18 protein-coding genes and 1 riboswitch are annotated in these 22,965 nt (G+C 62.0%); of the genes, 1 reads left to right on the plus strand and 17 read right to left on the minus strand.

Annotation, left to right across the window (positions count from 1 at the left end; translation table 11 throughout):
- Positions 1-2 precede the first annotated feature (2 nt).
- From uca to BFD71_RS04595, 13 genes are all read right to left on the minus strand, one after another.
- Complete coding sequence (gene uca / locus BFD71_RS04535) at positions 3-3,602, minus strand: urea carboxylase (protein ID WP_069262090.1); 3,600 nt, start codon at positions 3,600-3,602, stop codon at positions 3-5.
- Between the two features lie 172 nt (positions 3,603-3,774).
- Positions 3,775-4,416 (minus strand): urea amidolyase associated protein UAAP2, encoded by a 642-nt coding sequence (locus BFD71_RS04540; RefSeq protein ID WP_069262091.1) that lies wholly within the window; start codon positions 4,414-4,416, stop codon positions 3,775-3,777.
- A 14-nt stretch (positions 4,417-4,430) separates the two neighbouring features.
- The gene (locus tag BFD71_RS04545; RefSeq protein WP_069262092.1) at positions 4,431-5,135 is read right to left on the minus strand and encodes an urea amidolyase associated protein UAAP1; all 705 of its coding nucleotides are present in this window, start codon (positions 5,133-5,135) and stop codon (positions 4,431-4,433) included.
- 13 nt (positions 5,136-5,148) lie between these two features.
- Positions 5,149-5,937 carry an ABC transporter ATP-binding protein gene (locus BFD71_RS04550; RefSeq protein WP_069262093.1) on the minus strand — a complete coding sequence of 263 codons (789 nt, stop codon included), beginning with the start codon at positions 5,935-5,937 and terminating at the stop codon, positions 5,149-5,151.
- Positions 5,934-6,749, minus strand: a complete 816-nt coding sequence (locus BFD71_RS04555; RefSeq protein WP_069262094.1) for an ABC transporter permease — start codon at positions 6,747-6,749, stop codon at positions 5,934-5,936. Before BFD71_RS04555 ends, BFD71_RS04550 begins: the two co-directional genes overlap by 4 nt.
- 33 nt (positions 6,750-6,782) lie before the next feature.
- A complete protein-coding gene (locus tag BFD71_RS04560; RefSeq protein WP_069262095.1) occupies positions 6,783-7,853 on the minus strand; it encodes a putative urea ABC transporter substrate-binding protein in 1,071 nt (356 codons plus the stop codon).
- A 58-nt stretch (positions 7,854-7,911) separates the two neighbouring features.
- Positions 7,912-8,011: riboswitch (guanidine-I (ykkC/yxkD leader) on the minus strand.
- Between the two features lie 321 nt (positions 8,012-8,332).
- Positions 8,333-9,217: a dienelactone hydrolase family protein gene (locus tag BFD71_RS04565; RefSeq protein WP_256094489.1), complete on the minus strand. Its 885-nt coding sequence runs from the start codon at positions 9,215-9,217 to the stop codon at positions 8,333-8,335.
- A 174-nt stretch (positions 9,218-9,391) separates the two neighbouring features.
- Positions 9,392-10,222, minus strand: a complete 831-nt coding sequence (locus BFD71_RS04570; protein ID WP_069262097.1) for an enoyl-CoA hydratase-related protein — start codon at positions 10,220-10,222, stop codon at positions 9,392-9,394.
- A complete protein-coding gene (locus tag BFD71_RS04575) occupies positions 10,219-10,665 on the minus strand; it encodes a nuclear transport factor 2 family protein (protein WP_069262098.1) in 447 nt (148 codons plus the stop codon). The genes BFD71_RS04570 and BFD71_RS04575 overlap by 4 nt, the downstream gene beginning before the upstream one ends.
- A gap of 39 nt (positions 10,666-10,704) precedes the next feature.
- Positions 10,705-12,729 carry an NADPH-dependent 2,4-dienoyl-CoA reductase gene (locus tag BFD71_RS04580; RefSeq protein WP_069262099.1) on the minus strand — a complete coding sequence of 675 codons (2,025 nt, stop codon included), beginning with the start codon at positions 12,727-12,729 and terminating at the stop codon, positions 10,705-10,707.
- A gap of 128 nt (positions 12,730-12,857) precedes the next feature.
- A complete protein-coding gene (locus BFD71_RS04585) occupies positions 12,858-13,970 on the minus strand; it encodes a lactonase family protein (protein WP_069262100.1) in 1,113 nt (370 codons plus the stop codon).
- A 150-nt stretch (positions 13,971-14,120) separates the two neighbouring features.
- The gene (locus BFD71_RS04590) at positions 14,121-14,813 is read right to left on the minus strand and encodes a DUF1223 domain-containing protein (RefSeq protein ID WP_069262101.1); all 693 of its coding nucleotides are present in this window, start codon (positions 14,811-14,813) and stop codon (positions 14,121-14,123) included.
- A gap of 98 nt (positions 14,814-14,911) precedes the next feature.
- Positions 14,912-17,809: a bifunctional diguanylate cyclase/phosphodiesterase gene (locus BFD71_RS04595; RefSeq protein ID WP_069262102.1), complete on the minus strand. Its 2,898-nt coding sequence runs from the start codon at positions 17,807-17,809 to the stop codon at positions 14,912-14,914.
- A gap of 305 nt (positions 17,810-18,114) precedes the next feature.
- On the opposite strand from BFD71_RS04595, the gene BFD71_RS04600 reads away from it, so the two are divergent.
- Positions 18,115-19,281 carry a GGDEF domain-containing protein gene (locus BFD71_RS04600; RefSeq protein WP_069262103.1) on the plus strand — a complete coding sequence of 389 codons (1,167 nt, stop codon included), beginning with the start codon at positions 18,115-18,117 and terminating at the stop codon, positions 19,279-19,281.
- A 30-nt stretch (positions 19,282-19,311) separates the two neighbouring features.
- On the opposite strand, the gene BFD71_RS04605 is transcribed toward BFD71_RS04600, so the two are convergent.
- The 4 genes from BFD71_RS04605 to BFD71_RS04625 form a co-directional block, all read right to left on the minus strand.
- A complete protein-coding gene (locus tag BFD71_RS04605) occupies positions 19,312-20,172 on the minus strand; it encodes a substrate-binding periplasmic protein (RefSeq protein ID WP_083245057.1) in 861 nt (286 codons plus the stop codon).
- A gap of 84 nt (positions 20,173-20,256) precedes the next feature.
- Positions 20,257-20,958 (minus strand): ectoine/hydroxyectoine ABC transporter permease subunit EhuD, encoded by a 702-nt coding sequence (ehuD, locus tag BFD71_RS04610; RefSeq protein WP_069262105.1) that lies wholly within the window; start codon positions 20,956-20,958, stop codon positions 20,257-20,259.
- A 56-nt stretch (positions 20,959-21,014) separates the two neighbouring features.
- On the minus strand, positions 21,015-21,839 hold the full coding sequence (locus BFD71_RS04615; protein WP_083245058.1) for an IclR family transcriptional regulator: 825 nt from the start codon (positions 21,837-21,839) through the stop codon (positions 21,015-21,017).
- A 568-nt stretch (positions 21,840-22,407) separates the two neighbouring features.
- Positions 22,408-22,767 carry a DUF3564 family protein gene (locus tag BFD71_RS04625; RefSeq protein WP_069262107.1) on the minus strand — a complete coding sequence of 120 codons (360 nt, stop codon included), beginning with the start codon at positions 22,765-22,767 and terminating at the stop codon, positions 22,408-22,410.
- Positions 22,768-22,965: the final 198 nt, after the last annotated feature.

The raw sequence follows: 22,965 nt of genomic DNA on the forward strand, positions 1-22,965 counted from the left end.
AATTAGTGGCGTTCAATGACTGCGACTCGCTGCCCCGCGCGCACGGGCGAGCCGGGGGCCACGTAAATATCGCCGACGGTCCCCGCACAGGAGGCGAACACCGAAATCTCCATCTTCATCGACTCGACAATGAGCAATACGTCGCCCGCGGCAACGACGTCTCCCGTCTTCACCTTCACCTGCCAGAGGCTGCCGGCGATTTCACAGTCCACGGAGATCTGCCCGTCTTCCAACGGAGCCAGTTGGGCGTCCTCCGCGTTCGGTGCCTCGATTGCCTCTTCAGGGGTGCCCGCTTCGCGCCAACGCTCGCGCTCGGCCTGGAAGGCCGCCTGCTGTCGCGAACGAAACTTGCCGATGCTGTCGGCTTCGCTCTCGAGAAACGCTTGATAATCCGGCAGCGAGAGTTCCGACTCTTCAATCTTCAACGGATAACGCCCAAGCGGAAAATCGGCGCGGATGCGAAGCAGTTCGTCGGCCGACACTTCGTAGAAGCGAATCTGGTCGAAGAAGCGCAGCAAATAGTGCTGACCGGCGAAATCCGCGACCTTGCGATAGCGATTCCACATCTGCAGCGTGCGGCCGACGAATTGATAGCCGCCGGGCCCTTCCATGCCGTACACGCACAGATACGCGCCGCCGATGCCGACCGAGTTCTCCGCGGTCCACGTACGGGCCGGGTTGTATTTGGTCGTCACGAGGCGATGACGCGGATCGAGCGGGGTCGCAACGGGTGCACCCAGGTAGACGTCACCGAGACCCATCACGAGATAGCTCGCGTCGAACACGATCTCTTTGACGGCATCGATGGATTCGAGGTCGTTGATCCGGCGAATGAACTCGAGGTTGCTCGGGCACCACGGCGCGTCTTTGCGCACCGTGGTCATGTATTTTTCAATCGCAAGCTGGCACGCCGGGTCATCCCAGGAGAGCGGAATGTGCACGATCCGCGACGGCACGCGCAAATCCTTCTTCAGCAAGACCTGCTCCCACGCCTGACGTACGACATCCAGCAATTGCGCGAGCGCCAGTTGCTCCGGTCGATAGTGAATCTGGAGGGAACGGATGCCAGGCGTCAGATCGACGACGCCGGGAAGCGCCATGGCCTCGAGAGACTGCATGAGCGCGTGTCCACGAAAGCGCGAGACGAGGTCCAGCTCGGCGGGCCCAATCTCGAGCAGCAGATGCGTGTCACCGGACACGCGCGCAACGAGCCGCTCGCCGCCCGAACCCAGGTCGAGCACGATGGGTGAGGTCAGTGACGACCGTCTGCTAGTCGGCGCGTTCGACTCGACCTCCAGGCTTTCCAGTTCGCGGGCGCGTTGACGTGCGGCTTCACGCGCCTCTTCTACCTCCACCGGAACGAAGCGGATCTTGTCGCCGGCCTTCAGTTGCCCGATGTGCCAGAGGTCGGCCTCGATGATGGTCACCGGACAGACGAAGCCGCCAAGACTCGGTCCATCGGGGCCGAGAATCACGGGCATGTCGCCCGTGAAATCGATGGCGCCGACCGCATAGGGATTATCGTGAATATTCGACGGGTGCAGCCCGGCCTCGCCGCCGTCTTCGCGTGCCCATTCCGGCTTCGGCCCGATCAGGCGCACTCCGGTGCGGCTCGAGTTGAAGTGAACTTCCCAATCCGTCTCCAGAAACCTTTCGATGTAGCGCGAGCTGAAGTACTCTGGCGCGCCATGCGGACCATAGATCACGCGGAGGCTCCGCACGTCTTCGAGCTTCGGCACGGCATTCAGCGTCTTGCCAAACTGCGGATTCTCGAGCGGATAGAGGTGAAGTACGTCACCTGCGCGTATTGCGCGCCCGCCATGCCCGCCGAACTGACCGAGCGTGAAGGTGCTGCGGCTGCCGAGATACACGCCGACGTCCAGGCCGCCGCGTACGCACAGATAAGCGCGTGCGCCGGCGCCGCGAATGGTGCCGAGCGACAACGTCGAGCCTGCCGGGACAAAGAGGCTCATATTCAACGGTTGCTTGACGTCGCCGAGCAGCACGGGAATGTCTGCCCCCGTGATGGCGACGACCGCGTCGGTATTGAAACGCAGCGTCGGGCCGCTCATCGTGATTTCGAGCGCGGCGGCATCGGGGGCGTTGCCAAGCAGGCGGTTGCCCAGCCGCATGGCGCGATCATCCATCGGCCCCGAAGGCGGAATGCCGACTGCCCAGTATCCGAGACGGCCGGGGAAATCCTGGACCGTCGTCTGCGTACCGCCGCTGACGACTTCGACCGTACTGGCCTCGTACTTGAGTCCCTCGAGGCACCGGGTCCATGGTTCGCCCGATGCAAACGGCTTGTCGTCCAGGATCTGACGCAGATAGTCGCGGTTCGTCTCCACGCCGTAAATGCGCGTGCTTTCGAGCGCGTCCTTGAGCGCGCTGCGCGCCTCGTCGCGAGTCGGGGACCAGGCAATCACCTTGGCGAGCATGGGGTCGAAGTACGGCGGCACTTCGCAGCCGGCTTCGATCCACGTGTCGATACGTAGCGGGCGACCGTCGGCTGGCGGGAACGCGACGTCGGTCAGCAGGCCGGGGCTGGGCTTGAAGTCCCGGCCGGGGTCTTCTGCATAGAGCCGCGCCTGAATCGCATGGCCGCGCGGCGTCAGCTTCGCTGCGAGTTCATGCAACGGCTCGAGCGTGCCCGCTGCCAGCTCGATCATCCAGCGCACGAGGTCGACACCCCACACCTGCTCCGTTACGCCGTGCTCCACCTGCAGGCGCGTGTTGACTTCGAGGAAGTAGAACTGCTCGGCGGCGCTGTCGTACACGAACTCGACGGTGCCGGCGGAGCGATAGTCCACCGCCTTCGCGAGCTTCACGGCAGCCGCACAGAGTGCCTCGGAAACCCCGTCCGGCAAGCACGGCGCGGGCGTTTCCTCGAGCACTTTCTGGTTGCGCCGCTGCACAGAGCAGTCGCGCACGCCGAGTGCGATGGCATCGCCCTTGCCGTCTCCGAAGACCTGCACTTCAAGATGTCGCGCCCGCTCGATGTACTTTTCGAGGAAAACGCCGGAGTCGCTGAAATTGTTTTCACCGAGGCGCTTCACGGCATCGAAATGCGCACTGAGTTCGGCTGCATCCCAGCACACACGCATGCCGATACCGCCGCCGCCGGCCGTGCTCTTCAACATCACCGGATAGCCGATGACTTCCGCCGCTTCCAGCCCCGCCATCAGGTCACCGAGCAAGCCGGTGCCCCTGAGCATCGGCACGCCCTCCTTCTCCGCGATTTCGCGCGCCGTGTGCTTCAGGCCGAAGGCGCGCAACTGCGCGGGCGTGGGCCCGATGAATGCAATCCCTGCCGCTTCGCAAGCCTCGCCAAAGGCGGCGTTCTCGGAGAGGAATCCATACCCGGGATGAATGGCCTGCACGCCCTCGCGGCGAGCGATCTCGAGGATTTTTTTCGTGTCGAGATAGGTCATTGCCGCGGGCCCGTCGCCCAGGCAGTGCGCGACGGGAGCCTCGCTTACATGACGGCTCGCTCTATCCGCCTCCGCAAAAACGGAGACTCCGGTGACATCGAGTTCGCGCAGCGTTCTGAGAATCCGGCACGCGATAGCGCCACGATTGGCGATAAGAATCTTCTCGAACATGGAAGGAATCTTGATTCAGAGGCGGGCCGTCCCGCCGTGGGAGATGCGAGCCGCGGTCGTCCACGGCCGTATTCGCGTCAGCGATCTGCCTGAGTCAGCGCTTCGCGCGTGAGCGTGAAATGACGTCCCGCGCGCACGAGCATGGCGAACGAGATCCAGCTGCGGAGATGCTTCAGTCCCATATCAGCAGCTCCGCGGGCGTCGGGTTGTAGGCGTTGCACGGATTGTTCAACTGGGGGCAGTTGGAAATCAGCACGATCACGTCCATCTCGGCACGCAGCTCGACGTACTTCCCCGGTGCGGAAATGCCGTCTTCGAAGGTGAGGCCCCCTTCCGCCGTCACGGGCACATTCATGAAGAAGTTGACGTTCGCGCCGATGTCCTGCTTCGAGAGGCGGCCGTCATGCGCGCAAGCGCGCAGGAAGTTGTCGCGGCAGCTGTGCATATAGCGCTTTCCCAGCGCATAGCGCACGGTGTTGCTCTCCTGTGCGCAGGCGCCGCCGAGCGTATCGTGGCGTCCACAGGTATCGGCAACGACGGTCAGCATCGGATTGCCGAGATTCGAGTACAACACCGAGCCGGCCGTCAGGTAGAGCCTCTTCTGCCGACGCAGCGTGCGTTGTGGGTCGAAGCGCTCGCGCGGGTCGGCGAGGCTGTAGAACAGCGTATCGACCGCCTGGTTGCCCTCCAGATCGACGATGCGCAGTGTCTGGCCCGCCTTCACTTCGTGAAGCCAGGGCTCACCCGCGGCCACCGTCTCGCGGTAGACCGCGCTCTCGGGCTGTTTGTCGCTGACGACAAGCGTGCTCATCATGAAGTGGCCTCCGCTCAAAGAAAGAATCGCTCTGTGTTGATAAACCCGCGCACGTTTTCCTCGCATGCGGTACGGCACACTTCAGCCACGCCAGGCTGCGCCTCGCTCAATTCGAGTTTCACCGCTTTGGGCGCATATTCAGGGTTCGGGTCGAGCGGGTGCTGAATCGCGGTGAGCACGACAAGCGTGTTCATCGGCGCATACAGTTCGACGTAGTCGCCGGCCTTCGAGTTGTGGCTCACGAAATTCAGCTCTCCTTCGCTCGTGACATCAACGCGGCTGAAAAGATTGAGCGTCATCAGCAGGTCTGAGATCTCGAGGCCCCACTTGCCCATCTCGACGAGCAAGTTGTCCGTGCCATTCCGGTAGAACGCGTTGCGCAGTTCCTGATAACGGCCAGCACCGTACCGCGCCGTGACCTCGTCGGCGTTCGTGACGCCACCGATGCTGTCGTGCCACCCGCATGTGTCGTCGACGATGGCAGCGAGAACACGCCCCATATCGGAGTACAGGCAGTGCCCCGTCGTGAGCTTTGCAGTGTGCTGGCACTTCAGCGAATCCGGGAGATTCAGTCGCTCGCTCTTCTCCGTTGCATTGACCATCATGACGCTGACATTGGCGCCACCGTGCAGGTCGGTCACGCGCAGCGATTGCCCGCGCTTCACGATGAGCGAGGTATGGCCCCCGCCCGGTACGGTTTCTTCAAGCAATAACTTCATGTTCGAGTTCCCTTCATGAGACCGCTTCGATGCTGGACGCGCCTTGAACGGCCGCGCGCGCCAGATGCACCGCGGACACCGATTCGCGGCTGCGGTCGAGTGGAATGTTGTAGGTGACACGGGCTCCGTAGGCACCCGGCGCCTGGGGGTCCACGCGGACCTTGTCGAAAACCAGCACACGGCTTCCCAACGTGAAGCCCTCTTTGAGGTCATGCGTAACCATGAAAATGGTCAGCTTCGCTTCGCGCCACAGGTCCGAGAGCAGCGTGTGCATGTCCTTGCGGATACCGGGGTCGAGTGCGCCAAACGGCTCGTCGAGCAGCAGGACGCGCGGCTTCATCATCAGGGCCTGTGCAATGGCGAGGCGTTGCTGCATACCGCCGGAGAGTTGCTGCGGGTACTTGTTCAGGGCCGCACCTAGCCCCACCCGCTCGAGCATGGCGGCCGCCTCGTCTCGCGCGGCGCGCCGCTGCGCCCCGAAGAGTCTGCCCGTGAGCTTCGCTTTCGGAAGCTCCAGTCCCAGCATCACGTTGCGCAATACGCTCAGGTGCTCGAACACCGAGTAGCGTTGAAACACCACGCCACGATGGGCATCCGGCTCGCCCGGCAGCGGTTGACCGTCCAGCAGGATCTCGCCGCGCGTCACTTGCTCCTGACCCAGCAGCAGCCGCAAAAACGTCGACTTTCCGCAGCCGGACGCGCCGACCATCGAACAGAACTCGCCCTCCTGGATCGTCAGATTCAAACGTTCCAGAACTACCTGGCCGCCGTACTCTTTCCATACATTACGGACTTCGATCATCGCCCACCTCCGCCGTACCAGGGGAAGGACCACTGCGTGATGCGGCGAAGCAGTTCATCGGTGAGCCACGCGAGCAGCGTGATCCAGGCGACGTACGGCAGAATCAGATCCATGGAGAGGTAGCGGCGCACGAGGAAGATGCGATAGCCCAGGCCGTCCGTCGACGCGATCGCTTCGGCGGCGATGAGAAAGAGCCATGCAGCTCCGAGCGAGAGACGCATCGCCACCAGCAGGCGCGGCAGGAGTTGGGGCAAAACCAGACGCAGAATCACCGTCCAGCTCGTAGCCCCCAACGTCTGCGCCTTGACCCACAGCTCGGCGGGAATCTCGCGGGCACGGGCATGCAGGTCCCGAATGATCATCGGCGTGATGCCGAAAACGATGAGCACGACCTTCGATAGCTCATCGAGCCCGAAGACGATGAAAAGAATCGGCAGCACGGCCAGCGGCGGCACCATCGAGACGACGGTGATGAATGGCGAGAGCGTTGCGCTGACGAGCGGAAACGAGCCGGTCGCGATAGCGGCCACCAGCGCGATTACCGCGCTCACGACGAGACCGATACCCAGTCGTCGCAAGCTCGACAGCGTGTCGTCCCACAACAGATATTCACCCGTGCGCTTGTCTTCGGTGAATGCGACCAATCTCACGGCATCGCTCATTTGCGCCGCGCTCGGAAGCAGCTTGTCGTCGGGATTGAGCTTGAGCCGCTGCGCAGATCCCGTGAAATACACGGCAAACAGCACGACGAACGGCAGCAGGAGCAGCATCATGCTGCCGATCCGGCTCGGATGTCGATTGATGAGTCGCATGGTGACCGCCTGGTTGTGGCTTCGAAATCAGTCTCAGAGCTTGCCCGCGGCCGCCATCTCGACGTAGCTCGGGTCGAAACGCAGCTTGACGTTGTTCTTGTCGCCGACGATCACATTCTTGTCGAATGCCATGCCCACGGAATCCGCGCTCTTTGCATCCTGGCCGAGCAGACCGTGGTCAAAGGAGAACTTCGCGACGCGCGTCATGATCTTCGGCATGTCCGGGCTCGTGACGAAAGCGACTGCCGCCTGAGGTGTGTAAAAGAGCGCGGTGGTCGACAGCTGCCCCTTGAAGTTCGCAAGGTCGGTACCGGAGGCCTTCGCCATCGACGTCAGCGCGCTGGTGCTCGCCGCCGAATTGCTGTGCATCAGCGCGACCATCTCGAACCATGCGCCGGTCAGTGCCTTGCCGAGCGCCGGGTTCTCCTGCAGCGTCTTCGTGTTGACGACCATCATGTCCATGATTTCGCCGGGAATCTTGCTCGAATCGAAGACTTCGGTAACGTTCGGCTGCGCCTTCAGATCGGCGAGCATCGGGTTCCACGTCACCGCGTTGTGAACAGTCGGCGTCGCGAATGCGCCCGAGATATCGGCGTCGGATGTGTTCACGACCTTGAGATCGCGCTCGCTCATATGGGCGCTTTCCAAAGCGCGTGCGAGCAGGTAGTGAGAGACCGAGAACTGCACGAGATTGACCTGCTGGCCTTTCAGGTCGGCGATCTGCCTGCCCTTGCCCTTCATGAGCACGCCGTCGTTGCCGTTCGAGTAGTCGCTCACGATCAGCGCAGTCGAATCGACGCCGCCCGAAGCCGGGATGGTGAGCGCGTCCATGTTGGTCATTGCGCAGCCGTCGAACTTGCCAGCCGTGTACTGATTGATGGATTCGACGTAGTCGTTCAGCTGGACGACATCGATCTTGATGCCGTACTTCGTGGCCCACTTAGAGATGATGCCCTGGGTTTTTGCCTGGCCCCACGGCATCCAGCCGGCGTAGATGGTCCAGCAAACCTTGAAGTCGCTGCGGCCCGCAGCGAACACGGAACTTGAAGCGAAGGTGGCGAGGGAGACGGCGGCGATGCCAAGACAGCGAACGAGCTTGCGCATGAGGTTGACCTCGAAAGGGACGGTTAGCAACGGCAGGGAGCAGCGCAAACATCGCGTTCTCTCCCGGGCTTTTATCCCGCCGTGTAACCTCGCCTGAGGTCGCCAGCTCTCGGACCAGCACCTGCGAGAAGCAGGCCGGAACCCTAGCTGTCCATTTCCAGATTGTCTGAACCGGATGCTGCGCCGGCTCCTTGCCCACTCCTTAAAGCGAGAAGCGTGCCAATGAACCCAGGCACGGCTTTGTGGCGTGGAAGGCGTTTCTTCGCCCTGCGCCGGTAACAACGTGCACTAATATGCGTCGCGGCGCACCCGTTTCGGGCACTGAGACGGGCCATTCGTATCGCGGTTCGAACCCAAACCGCGCGAATTCTATGCGGCCGACGGCAGTACGGGCTTGCGCCACGGCCTTTCGGCGCCCGATGTGAAATGCCGTTTCGGGACTGGCGAAGCTCCCGGCCTTCGACCCGGTCACAGTGAACCTATGGCTTCAGCACGGCCCTGACGATTCCGCCGACGGCTTCTTTGGCACTGGCCGCCGCGTTCTCGTCGTATGCGATGGTTGTCCCGCGCTCGATACACGCATCGCTATAACTAAACGGTTGCTTCGTCGTGGCGTCGACGAGCAGTCCGTTTTCGACCTCGATCGTCCGGCAGTTTCGTGTGGTCTGCGCCTGCGATAGCTGCTGGGGTTGCCTGAGCGCTCGCGCGTCAAAGAAGTGACTGGCGCCGACGTACTCGGTCAACTGGACGTCATGCAGTTTCGTTCTCAGACGTTCCACATAGGCACGGCATGGCGCGACGGGATTGTAGTTGTCTGCAGTCCCCTGGAAAATACGCACTGGTTTGCCAACGACATCCTCGTCTTCGAGATACGTGGAGGTACAGTCGGGATAGAAAGCGACGAACGCCGCGAACTGGGTGCCGGGTTGGGCGTGCATCTTCTGGAACCGGCTCAGGCTTGCATAGAGCGCGTTTTGCCCTCCACGCGAGAAGCCCATGAGCATGATCCGGTTCGGGTCGATTCTCGGGTGCTTCGAAAGCGTCGCAATGGCGCGATAGGCATCCTCGGTCTGTGCCAGGCGGCCGAGTTGCGCTTGATCGTTGATCGTGTTGACGATACCTCGGCCGGAGAAGCTGTCGATTACGAAAGTCGCGACACCGAGCGATAGAAAATACTCCTCCCAGTCGGTGATGCTGCTGCCGATTCCGCCGGACGCATGCAGCAGGATGACGAGCGGAAGCCGGTCAGTACCGTTTCGGGGAAGCCGAAGTTCGCCAGCCACCGTAACAGGTTTGCCATCCTCGCGCCCGCTCAGAAATTCCTGGTCCGTGAGCGTCACGGACGGAATCGGGATGACCTCCATTCGCGTCACCTGCGCGCGTGAGGCGTTCGCGAGGCAGCTGCACACGCAGATCAATGCGATTCGGACGAGCAGAGTTTTGCTTGTTCTCGACATGACGCGCCTCTTCTTCAGTACTGGTTCGCGTGACTGACTTACGAAGTCCAGTATAGGCAGACGTAGTGCGAGAGCGGGAGATCAGTCAGGCAACGGCGGCAAGCCATCGAAGCGCGGGTCACGCCTGGCCTGCCAGCCTGCGATGGCTTCGGAGAGGTCCGCGGTATCGAATATGGCGCTCTGAAGCAGGGCCATGTGCTGCAGCGACTCCGCGGTTGCGTGGTCGCGGGCGAAGTTCATCGCCGTCTTGCTCCCCGCCACAGCCAGCGGCGATTTCGATGCGATGCTGCGGGCCAGCTCCATCGCATGGTGCTGGAGCGCATCGGCGTCGGGCAGCACGGCATTGACGAGCCCCACGGCGAGCGCCCGTTCGGCGCTCAAACGCTCGCTGGTGTACGCCATCTGGCGCGCGACGCCCGCAGGAATGAGTTTGGGCAGGCGTTGCAGCACGCCCAGATCGGCCACCATGCCGATCTGCGTTTCCTGCAGGCAGAAGAAGAAGGCGTCCGCCGTGCACACGCGAATGTCGCAAGCAGCGGCAAGGTCGAGGCCGCCTCCGATGCACCCGCCCTGCACGGCGCAGATAACGGGGAAACGTGCCTTGTCGAGCACGTCGAAGCAGTCCATCAGATCTGCGAGAGCGCGCTGAAAACCGAGGCGTTTGCGTGGACTGCGGGTGTCGAAGTCGTTCGCTATGTTGGCGAACACCTCGAAATCCATACCGGCCGAAAAGTGCTTGCCCGTCGAACTGATGACGAGCACGCGGACCTCGCCACTCGCATCGAGTGCCTGCACCATTTCGCGCAGGCCCGTATAAAACGCGAGGTCCATTACATTGAGCCGGTCGGGACGGTTCAATTGAAGATGCGCGATGCCGGCTTCGTTACTGAGGCGAAAGTATTGATCGTTCATGGATGGCTCGCGGCTTTATACGCGGGGAGAACATGAGCCAGACGCGCGCCCATCTCGGCACCCAGTACCTGCAATGCATTGAACGGCCGGATCATCACTTCGAACTCGACGATGAGGCCCGCCTCATCGAAGCGGATCATGTCGATGCCTTTGAGCTGCTTGCCCTGCACGGTCGCGCCGAACTCGAGCACGACGTTCAGCCCGTCGGCACTGCTGAACTGCCTATGATAGGTAAAGTCCCCGAAAATGGTGATCACCGTACGCAGCGCCATCAGCAAGGCGGGCGCGGGACCGTAGGGCTTGAACGCCATCGGCGAGCGAAAAACGGCCTCGGGATGCACGATGGACTCCAGCCCGCTGAGATCCTTGCTGTCCACGAGTTCATGCCAGATCGCGAGGGACCGCGCGACAGCGGGAGACAGATTGAGTATGGCGTCAGTCATATCGGGTCCGTTTTCAGGTCCGGGGAAAACGCAGCGCGCTCACAACCAAGCGGCAAGCGTGGTGCCCTCATGGATGGCCCGCTTGGCGTCGAGTTCGGCAGCCTCGGCAGCACCGCCGATCACGTGCACCTTGCGGCCGGCGGCCAGCAACTGGTCCGCCAGCTCGCGCAGCGGCTCCTGTCCTGCGCAAACCACGACGTTCTCGACAGCGAGGGTTTGCGGCACACCGTCGATGCTCACGTGCAGCCCATCGTCGTCGATGCGCTGGTATTCCACCGAGGAGGACATGCCGACGCCGCGCGCCTTCAAGGCCGTCCGGTGAATCCATCCCGTCGTCTTGCCAAGGTTCTCGCCAACCTTCGAGCGCCTGCGTTGCAGCAGATGCACGCTGCGAGCCGCCGGACTCACGACCGCCCGACGCAATCCACCGCGTTCGGCATAGTTCGTATCGACGCCCCATTCGGCGAAGAATTTTTGCGGATCGAGACTCGCGGACTCGCCTTCATGCACGAGGTACTCGGCCACGTCGAAGCCGATTCCGCCAGCCCCCACAATGGCGACGTCAGATCCCACCGGCTTGCCGTCGCGCAGCACGTCCAGATAGCCCAGCACCTTGGCATGGCTGGCGCCTTCGATGCGCAGCTCGCGCGGCAGAACGCCGGTTGCCACGACCACCTCATCGAAGCCCTCCTGCATCAGCGCTTCGGCGCTCGCACGCGTGCCGAGGCGAAGCTCGACGCCCGTCAATTCGATCTGGCGGCGGAAGTAACGCAGCGTTTCATGGAACTCTTCCTTGCCCGGCACTTTTTTCGCGATATTGAACTGGCCGCCGATCTCGGTGCTGGCCTCGAAGAGCGTAACGGCATGCCCGCGGCTGGCCGCGGTCACTGCGCAGGCGAGACCGGCCGGACCCGCACCCACGATCGCCACACGCTTTGGCTGCGCAGCAGGCCGGATGACGATTTCCGTCTCGTGACAGGCCCGCGGATTGACGAGGCAGGACGTGACCTTGCCAGCAAAAGTATGGTCGAGACAAGCCTGATTGCAGCCGATGCAGGTATTGATCTCGTCGGCGCGGCCCTCGCGAGCCTTGCGCACGAATTCGGCATCGGCGAGGAATGGGCGCGCCATCGACACCATGTCGCACGCGCCGTCGGCGAGCAGCTGTTCGGCGAGCTCGGGCGTGTTGATGCGATTGGTGGCGACGAGCGGCACCGCGACCTTCCCCATTAGTTGCTGCGTGACCCAGGCCCAGGCGCCGCGCGGCACCTTGGTGGCGATGGTGGGAATGCGCGCCTCGTGCCAGCCGATGCCCGTATTGATGATGCTGGCGCCCGCCTGCTCGACAGCCTGTGCGAGCTGGATGACTTCCTCCAGCGTCGAGCCGCCCTCGACCAGATCGAGCATCGAAAGCCGGTAGATGATGATGAAATTGCGGCCCACACGCTCGCGCACGCGGCGCACGATCTCCACCGCGAAACGTATGCGGTTCTCGTAACTGCCGCCCCAGCGGTCAGTGCGATGATTGGTACGCATCGCGATGAATTCGTTGATGAGGTAGCCCTCGGAGCCCATGATCTCCACGCCGTCGTAGCCGGCATGTTGCGCGAGGGCTGCGCAGCGGACGAAATCGTCGATGGTTTCATCAACCTCGTCGTCACTCAGCGCGTGAGGGGTGAACGGATTGATGGGGGCTTGCAGCGCGCTGGGTGCGACCAGCATCGGCTGGTACGAGTAGCGACCGAAATGCAGGATCTGCATCGCAATCTTGCCGCCTTCCGCGTGGACGGCGCGCGTAATCGTACGGTGCCGCTCGGCTTCCCGCTCTGTCGTCAACATCGCGCCGCCATGCATGGGGCGCGCGCGTTCGTTCGGCGCGATGCCGCCGGTCACGATCAACCCAACTTCGCCACGCGCGCGCTCCGCATAGAACGCGGCCATACGTTCGAAGCCGTTCGGCGCTTCCTCCAGACCGACGTGCATGGAGCCCATCAGCACGCGGTTCTTCAAGGTCGTGAAGCCCAGGTCGAGTGGGCGCAGAAGATGGGGATAGTGATTGGTCATGTTTATGCAACTGGTTGTATGACGGCGAGGTCGATAATGCAACCAGTTGCATAGAGAATCAAGCGAATGCGAGGATTTCGAAAACCTCCTCTATAACGTCTCTTTGATCAGACGTGACTTGCGCGCTGCTAGCGCGCCGCGATCCCCTGGGCTCCGGGCGGTACGCCGGTCACCGAACCAATCGGTTCGAGCGTGCCGTCGGGCATCACGCGAAAGCCGCTTACGGCGCCGTTGCCTTCCCGCACATAGAGGAATTTGCTCCGACTGCTGAGCGCCATGTCGAGCGGAGCGCTGAGCGTACCAGCAGCGGCATTGAGCAGGTTGATCTTCCCGTCCGCGGCAATGCGCAGACTGCTGATCGTGCCGCTACCGGCATTGGCAGTAAAGGCGAAACGTCCGTCGCCGGTCGTGACAAGCCAGCAAGGAGCGGCCTGGCCCAGCGGGATCGCCGCGCTGATCGACTCGAGATGTTTGCCGTCTTCGACTTCGTATGAGGAAACGGAACCGGACCCGGCCTCGGAGACGATTGCATATCCGCGTGTCGTGATGGAAAAGCCGAACGGCGTAACGCCGTTCGAGGCATGAGGGGTCGATGTCGAGGCGTAGCCGGTAAAGCCGACAGAATACGTGTCAATGAGTTGCGTGCCCTTTTCGGTCACCAGCAATTCGTTGCCTTCCGGTGCGAACCTGACTTGCGCCGGCTGGGCGGCGGTTCCACCGGCCAGCGGCCGTTGCGAGCCGGGTAACGCAACGAGGCGCTTGCCGAGTGCGTCGACAAAATAGCCGCTAATGTTCGGCGTGCCGCCGGCGTTGAGCACATACGCGATCGGCCCCTTGACCGTCACGCTGACGGGCATCTGACCGCCCGACGGCTTTCTGTCGAGCAGCGTCAGTTTGCTGCCATCGATTGCGAAAAGCGAAACATCATTGCTGCCGGCATTCACCGCAAGCAGAAAGCCCGAGTCCAACGTCAGCGCGCCCTGCGAGCCCAACGGATCGGCGCCCGTGCCCGCTCCTTTTCCGCCGGTTTGGTAGGTGGCCGCGTAGGTCAGGGTTCCGTTTGTGGCTCGAGCATAGACGAGAACCGAGTTTCCGGAAGGCTGGTTCGACATGACGTAGACGGCCCCGGGCGGATCGGCCTCGGAAGCGGCTTGCGCAAAGCTGCTTGAAGCGAATCCCAGCGCCGCGGCGAACGCGATGGTCCGCAAAGGAAACGATGAAGCGAACGTGACAAATGACATGACGAACTCCTTGCCTGGTAGACACGACTTCGTTAGGGGAACTGCCACTGCACTGCGCACTCCTTCTGCCCTCATAGCGTCGTTCGACGATATACAAAGCACACCTTAGTAATGGCGATGGAAAGACCTGATAGCACCATTCCCGGCGGCTCAAGGCGCACCGTTGGTCACTCGCGCCGCGCCGATGATCGCACCATCCGTCGACTGGATCAGGATTGCCGCCTGTTCACCGGCCGGCGAAGGAGGCTCGAGTTTCAACGGCGCGCCGGTCCATTCGCCGACGGCCTGTATCGAGCGAACGACGTTGGCCTCCCTGAGCGTACGCCCCGTGTTTTCGCCTCGCCCGACCTCGGTGACATGCCCGGTGTCATAGCCAACCAGCAAGACCCGACCGTGGCCGGTGCCGCGTCCCACCATGACTGATAACGTCCCGCCGTGGCGCACACCACTCACATCCACCCCTGCTTCATCCGCTTTCTGCGCGATCGCGATCGCCGCCTCGGCTGCACGTCGATTCGAACCCACCAGTCCCTTCTGGCCGTCGATCACCATTTCGGGCGTGTAGGCGCTCTCACCAAAACGCGCGCTGTACTCGGCCTGGCGCTGCGTGGCGGCTTCCAGCGAGTAGGGGTCGCGCCAGCCCAGGCCGTCCCAGTACGTCACATGAAATGCGAGGGGAAGCACCTCCCGGCGCTCGCGAGATAGCTCAGACAGGTAGGCATCCGCGGGCGGACACGAGGAGCACCCTTCCGAGGTGAACAGCTCGACCACGACCGGCCTGGCTGAGGCCACGACGGGCGCGACGAGAAAAAAGAACGCAATAGCAACGAGCCGAACGGACATGATCTGTCTCCAGAACGACAGGACTGCCTCTTAGTTCGCTCGGTTGCGCTTCCCGGTTACAGCTGGAAGGAATTTATTTCGTCGGGCCTCGCACGCCCTTACGGATTCACCGTGTACGCAGCGCCTGGATCGAGATGGCGCGGAAGCGATGCAATGGCAGGCTTTGGCAGCGGCACGCTGTAGAGAAAGCCCTGCGCAATCTCGCATCCATGGGCATCGAGAAAGGCGGCCTGCTCTATGGTTTCGACGCCTTCGGCAACGACCCGCTGCCCGAGGCAACGTGCGATGGAAAGGATCGCTTTCACGAGTTCGGCATGGCGCCGATCCGTCGTGACTCGCTGCACGAACGTACGATCGATCTTGAGCGTATCAATCGGGAATCGGGTCAAATAGCTGAGTGCGGAATAGCCGGTGCCAAAATCATCGATCGCGATCGATAGACCCATGCTTTCAAATTCGCGAAGCGCGTTCAGAACCGAGTCGTCCTCTTCCAGCAGCAGACTTTCCGTAATCTCGAACTCCAGCCATTCCGGTCGACAACCGGTTTCATCGAGGACATCCTTGACCGTCAGTGCGAGGTCGCGCGACTGAAACTGTCGCGCGGAAAGATTGATCGACACCCTGTGGCGCGCGCCACGCCCGGTATTCCATTCGACGGCCGAGCAACAAGCCTCGCGAAGCACCCACCGCCCAAGATCGACGATAAGACCGGTTTCCTCCGCAAGCGGCACGAACTGATCCGGGCGAATGAAGCCTTCTCCGGGGCGATTCCATCTCAACAGCGCTTCCGAGCCGATGACTTGCGCACCGCGAAGCGTCACCTGGGGCTGGTAATACAACTCGAACTCGCCCAGATCGACTGCGCGCCGCAGCTCTGATTCGAGCGAAAGACGTGCCGTGGCCTCGACGGTCAGGTCCTTTGTGTAAAAGCGAAAGCCGCGGCGCCCTGAGCGCTTCGCAAGGTACATCGCGGAGTCTGCGTATCTCAACAAATCTTTCGCGTCGGTGCTGTCGAGCGGATGCAGCGCGATCCCGACGCTGCACGATATGAAGACTTCTCTGCCGTCGAGCAGGAAAGGTTCGTCGAGCCGCCGGATGATCCTCGCGGAAATTTCCTCGAGGATGCAGCGATCGGCAGTCTCCGGCAGCAGAACGGCGAACTCGTCACCACCAAAGCGGGCCACCGTGTCCCCCACACGCACGCAGGCAGCCAGTCGACGCGCGGCCTCACGCAGCAACTCGTCACCGACCGCATGACCCATCGTGTCGTTGACACCCTTGAAGCGGTCCATGTCGATCATCATGACGGCCGTATAGTGGCCGTGCTTGCTGTTCGAGATTGCCTGACGCAATTGCTCGTTGAACAGGACGCGATTCGGCAGCGCCGTTAGCGCATCGAAATACGCCATCCGATGGATCTTTCCTCTGGAAGCGTGCAGTTCCGAGATATCCCGCCCTACGGCAAGGACGGTTTCCACCTTGCCGTCCGCACCCAGTTCCGCTGTCAAGCGGATCAGCTGGCACAGTTCCTTGTTTTCGTCAGGCCCCCAGACCAATTCGAATTCCCTGTCGCTTGCCGTGGCGAATACTTCCCTGAGCTGCTGCTCATAGAGGACGGACCCTGGCCCGCCTGGGTATTCAGCCGGTGTCCTGCCCAGCAGCGCTTGCGCTCCTCCAGTGGCGAGCGCTGCGAACGTTGGATTGACGTAGAGGCGCCGGCAATCCCGTCCGTAACGGGCGACCGTATCGGGCGAGTTTTCAACGAGGGTTCGAAACTCGCGTTCCCGGCGGGCCAGCTTTTCTTCGAAACGGCGCCGCTCACTCATGTCGCGTGCCACGCCGAGGACACCCGCCACCGTCCCCCCTGCACCGAACACCGGCAGACGCCGAGTTTCGAGCAAGGTCCGTTCGCGGGTCGACGGAGCGACCACCCAATCGTCGTTCACGCAAACATGCAGCGCATCGATTGCTGCCTTGTCGCGTCCCCGGAAGTAGTCCGCCAGCTCGGCATCGAAGATGTCGTAATCGGTTTTCCCGAGAATTTCAGCTTTCGGCCTGCCGACAAACTGCTCGAAGCTGTAATTGCAAAGCAGAAAGTTGCCGGCGGTGTCCTTCAGCCACACCAGATCCGGAATGGTATGGAGCACGGTCATCAACTGGGCGCGCGCGTCGGACAGTTCACGCGCCTTGTCTTCGAGGCGGCCGTTGAGTTGAAGGATCTTCTCGTATTGAGCCCGCTGCTCGGACTCCGCCCGCTTGCGTTCGGTGATGTCCAGAATCGCACCGATCAAGCCGGCCTGGTGGCCCTCATCGTCGTGGAAGACCGCCTTGCTGAATTCCACGTCGCGCACCGCTTTCGTGGCGTTCTGGACCTTGAATTCGTAGCGCTGGATGCCGCCTTTCGCGAACAGCTCCTCGTCCATGGCGAAATAGGTTTGCGCCAGCTCGTGCGGACTCGTCTCAAAGACGGTCTTGCCGATGAATCGCTCCTTGGGGACGCCAAGAAATTCTTCGAACGCCCGATTGAGATGAAGGTACCGCCCTTCCCTGTCTTTCGAAAACACAGGAATGGGCATCGTATCGAGCAACGATTCGAGAAACGACTCGCGTTCACGGAGCTTTGCCTCCGCACGTTTGCGCGCCGTGATGTTGAAATAGATCGCGAGTACCGCAGGAGCCGAGTCCGGTGTCGGATGGCTTACGAACTGCACGAGGTAATGCTCACCGTGCGTCTGCGGCAGGCCGGCGAATGGGAGTTCCAGCTCGCGCGCAACGCCGGTGATCGCGACTTCGCGAATGGTATCGAGGTACTGCTGCAATGCCTCGGACGAAAACACCCCGGCTTCGGCATTCGTCGCGCAGGCGCCTTCGGATGCAGCCCTCATCATCGCCACGGCTGCGCCATTCATGTAGCGCCGTTGGCCCTGCGCGTCGTAACGGATGACCGGCATAGGCAGGTTGCTGAGCGGCTCGCCGTACTCGCTTTCTGCGTCCATTCCAGGGTTTCTCATGCTGTCAAAGAGAATGTGTGCTCGTACAACGCCATCTACGCACGCGTTCCCGGAACCGGCAACTTCAACAACGCGCAACACGGCATGCCATCCATGCGGTAACGGCAGGATACGGAAATTCTGAAGGGCGTAAAAATGGGAGCCGATGAATTTCCGGCACGCGCATGACGGGCATTGCCCGCGAATTTATGCAACGCTTGCGTGTGTTATCGATCACGCCTCACTCTGGCATCGCGCTCGACGACATCGATATGTTATATAGGCGCAGTGCCTACTCTCGCCGAACCCGCATGCCGCTCTTCGATCTGCGCACGGTCATCCTGATGTCTTCGGTCATGCCGGGACTCATGGCAATCGCGCTGTTCTCGCTGGCCCGAAGCTTTCCTCAGAACATACGCGGCGTCCGTCATTGGGCATCGGGTGCGCTGGTGGTCAGCGTATCGGTACTCCTCCTCGCGTTTCGTGGCAGCGTGCCGGACTGGCTTTCGATTCTGGTTGCGAACTGCGGAATCGTTTTTGGCGCGGGGCTGGGACTCGTTGGCACCCAGCTCCTCTATGGGTGCCAGCCCAGCTGGCGCTTCGTCTCGTTGCTCGTTTCCGTTGCCGCGGCCGGCATGACCTGGCTGTGGTTGGTCCATCCATCGATTGCGGGCCGCATGATCGTGATCACCGGGGTGCTCGCGGTGCTCTACGGCACGCACGGCGTGGTGATGCTGCGCCTTGGCCGCCCCAGCCGCACGGCGCTTGCCGTTGGCGCACTGCTTCTTGCCGAATGCGCAGTCGCAGCCGCACGCTGCATCTCCATCGGTCTTGCTACGAAGGGCCTACCCGATCTCTTCCATCCTGAATGGATGCAGACGTTCTATCTCACCGCGGGCGCCGCGTTTTCCCTGCTCGTGACAGTGGGTCTTCTGCTGATTGCCATGGAGCGCTTACGTATCCAGCTCGAGCGGCAGTCTTACCGCGATCCGCTGACAGGTTTGCTGAACCGCCGCGCGCTCGCGCTCGCATTCGAAGAGGAACGCGAACTGGCGAAGCGCAACGGGGCCGTGCTCTCCATGCTCCTGATCGACCTCGACCACTTCAAGCGGGTCAACGACGAGCATGGGCACGATATGGGAGACAACGTCCTGATCGACTTCGCGGAACGCGCCAGTGCGGCAATACCGGCGTCAGCCTGTCTCGCGCGCTGGGGAGGCGAAGAGTTCGCCGTGTTGCTGCCCGCACTCTCCCTGCAACAGGCTCACGAACTGGCCGAAGTGGTCCGCACGCGAATCGCTGAGCCCGGCTTCACCGCGCCCGTCATTCGATACACATGCAGCATCGGCGTGGCCTGTCTCGCCGCTGCCGAAGCAACGATCCAGCAGCTGGCGCGCGATGCCGACACGGCGCTCTATCACGCCAAGCATCTCGGCCGTAACCGCGTCGAGATCTGCGACCGCGCATTTGCTGCCTGAAACCGACAGGCAGCGTGGTACGCGACGAAATCAGTTCTTCACCGGGAAATACCAGAGATTGCGGTCGGTATAGCCGAACTGCCTGATGATCGATCCCAGCGTTCCGTCGGCGCGAAGTTCGTCGAGCGTTCGCGACACCGCGTTATTCAGATCGATGTCGCCCTTGCGCAACGCGTAGCGCGCGTATCCATACTCCTGCGGCAGCGGCCTGTAATCAGCCACCATTTGCATTGCGGCAGCTGGATGCTGCTTCAGGAATTGCCCGATCTTGACGTCGTCTTCCATCGCAACGTCGATGCGCCCAGCGATCAGATCGGAGAACTCCGCCTCGCTGCTCGTGTAGAGCTTGAGCTCCTTGAGGTCCTTGCGTCCTTCGAGCAACTGGTGATTGAAGCTTCCGCGCACCGTGCCGACGGTATGCCCGGCAAAGTCGTCCCACCCATGAATCTTCGACGGATTGCCACGCTGCACCGCGATGCCCGATCCGTACCAGTATGCCGGGCTCGTGAATGCGACGACGCGCAGCCGCTGCTCGTTCTCGTGCAGGTTGTCGACGATCACGTCGGCACGGCCGGCGAGCAGTGCCGGAATCATCGCGTCGAACGGCACGATGTCCCACGTGACCTTCGTGATCTTGAGCCGCTTCGTGATTTCGCGGAAGATGCGCACGTCCGCGCCGTCGAACGTGTGTGTTTTCTCGTCGCGGAAGGTCGACGGCGGGTCGGCGGCGATCACGAGCGTGATGCCGTTCCTGATTGCGCGCGCGTACGAGCCGTCTCCGCCTTCGAAGCGCACATCGCTGATTGCGCCGCTATCAGTCGCATGGGCATTGGACAGCGACGTTGCAACGCCTATCAATATCGATGCAAAAACCTGCATAGCCTTGCGCATGAAGCACCCCGAATGAGTTAGTTATCCACATGTGGCGAATCGATCGCGTCAATCGCGTTGCTGCCTCTCGCTCGAGGGCGCCGGTCATCGCGCACGCACTGCGGCGTTCGCCGGCCGCGTGGTGCCCATCTTGCGCTCGAGCCAATGCACGGCCAGGGCACTCGGCCAGGAAAACGCCAGGTAAAGCGCGCCGACCAGCGTGAATATCGTGACGTACTGGAAGTTCGTCGACGAGATGATCTGGCCGGTGAACATCAGCTCCTTGACCGTCACGATCGACACGAGCGAGGTGTCCTTGAAGAGCGAAATCGCATAGTTGCCGAGCGGCGGCACGACGATACGGATGGCCTGGGGAAGCACGATCAGGCGCATCGTCTGGCGGCCGGACATGCCGAGCGCCTTCGCGGCTTGCGTCTGACTCTTCGGCACGGCTTCGATGCCCGCGCGATACACCTCGGCGAGATACGCTGAGTAGTTGATCGACAGCCCGATGACACCCGCCGTGAACGGAGCGAAGCGAATCCCGAACGAAGGCAGCACGAAGTAGATGTAGAACAGTTGCAGCAGCGCGGGCGTGCCGCGAATGACCTCGATATAGACCGACGCAATGGCTCTCGGCAGCCGCGCGCGGCTGATTCTGGCGATAGCGAGCAGCAGGCCGAACGGCAGGCTGAGCGTCAGGATGCTGAAGGTCAGCTCGATGCTCGTGAGCGCCCCCCTGAGCAGATCGGGCAGATAGCTGTTCGCGTCGTGCAGATCGAACAGATCGAAAAAGGTGGTCAGCATGAGGTCCTCGCCCCGTCGCGGGGGCACCGGTGATCCGCCAGGGAGATAGATGCGCGCTAGCTCGCCGCGCCGCGTTGCGGGACAATCTGGGCGCCGAGCATCCGGCTGATGCGCTCGGCATGAGCGCGCAGCGTGCGCCCCAGCGCGTGCAGGTCGTCGTCATCCAGCCCGTTCTTGAGCGTCGTCACGCTGATTGCAGCCACGCCTTCGCCGTCTCGGTTCGTGATTGCCGCGCCGACGCAAACCACGCCCAGATTGTCTTCTTCGTCATCGAATGCGTAGCCGCGCTCGGCGACGAGAATCAGATCCTTCATCAGCTCAGCGGGTGTCAGGCGGGTGTACTCGGTGCGGCGGGGCATGCCGGTATGCGCGAGCAGCTTGACAACGCGCGCCGGCGGCAATAACGCAAGCAGGGATTTGCCGAGCGCCGAGCAATGCGGGAGTTCGCGTTGTCCGAGCGCGGACGCGATCCGCACGATGCCGGGCGCCTCCACCCGGTTGATTGCGACGGCATAGCCGTTGTCGTCGAGCACCGCGAGCCGCGACGTGAGACCGGTCGTGTCGGTCAGCTCGCGCAGAACCGGCATCGCAAGCTGGGAGATGCCGACGTCTGCCGCCGCCCGGTCGCCGAGGTGCACGAGCGCAAAGCCGAGCCGATAGCGCCGTGAGCCGCCAAGGCGTACATCGGTGACGTAATGACGGGCGAGCAACGTCTGCAATAACTCGAACGCCGTGCTCTTCGACACGCCGATTGCCATCGCAATTTCGGCAACGGTAAGCCCCTCGTTATCGCTGGCCCCCAGTGTCTCCAGGACATCGAGCGCCCGGCTGACGCTGCGAAGCGCGTTGCGCTCGCCAATGGTTTGGTCCGTTTGTGTCATTTGTATTTCGTCTTTTATCCGCTAGCGGGCGGTCGAGCGTTTCAGCCAGCTTAGCGCTGCCAATATTGACAGTCATCAAGGTGGAAACTACCATAAATAACGCGCCGAACGACGTTCGGCCTGGCCGAACAAAATATCTATTCGGCATACAGGACGCCTGATTCGTGGCGTGCCTCACCCAGGTAAATGACAACAGGAGGCCGTAGGGCCGGTGACGCGCTCGGGGCATGTATGCGCGGCGCCATATTCCGACGGCAAATAAAGATGGGAACAGTGTCAGAAAGGGGTTTGGACGGTGGCGGCCAACCGAGAAAGTCGGGTACCTGGTCGTCGCAAGCCGCTCACAGCGATATCCTCCACATCAAATCCGTGATTCAGCGATTGTCTGCAGAGGACCTGAACGAGTCGCGTTTGCCGCCGGCTTATTGGCGAAAGCGCTTGCAGGAAATCATGCAAAGCCATCAATTGTCGAAAAGCCAGTTCGACGAAATCGACCGGCTACTCGCGACATTGAAGGAGTAATGGCACACGGCATCGGCGATGGCTCACAGAGCCGTCTTGCCAACGACTAGCAGGCAAAAAGCGAATTCGCGGCGCGCACCGATTTACGGTCAACAGCCTGCAAGCGCCACTGCCAAGCCGTTTCGTTGCACGCGCTGTTGTCCGGCCAGCTCGCATCGCCATGGCCCGAGTGAACTTCCTGCCGTTCGTTCAGGCTCAGACCGCGCATGATGCAAAGGGGTGCATCGGTTTGCGGAGCGCATAAGACCGTCTCGTCGCCGCCGGCGCGGACGTCGCCCCACGAAGGCAGGTCGACGCCTTCATGTGACTCGCGCGACCAGCGTTTCTGGTCGAGATCGATCCACACAAGGGCGAATTCGTGATTGACTGCCGGGTCAGAACCATTGATCAGGATGGTCAGTCGCATGGGCACTCCGTGCAGTGCGGCTAGTGAGTGGGATCGCGGCTCGAATCGCAAGTTGTCAGTCTAGGAGTTCCGCGATGGAACGCAAGCGGATTTTCCATATATTGGGAAAACTCCGTGGTGCGGATACGCACATAACGCGAAGGCCAGGCTGGGACCCGAAGACGTCGGCGCAGCTGCGGTTCGCCCAGGGGTCGGAAT

This window comes from Paraburkholderia nodosa, from assembly GCF_001718195.1.
GTDB classification, from domain to species: Bacteria; Pseudomonadota; Gammaproteobacteria; order Burkholderiales; family Burkholderiaceae; genus Paraburkholderia; species Paraburkholderia nodosa_A.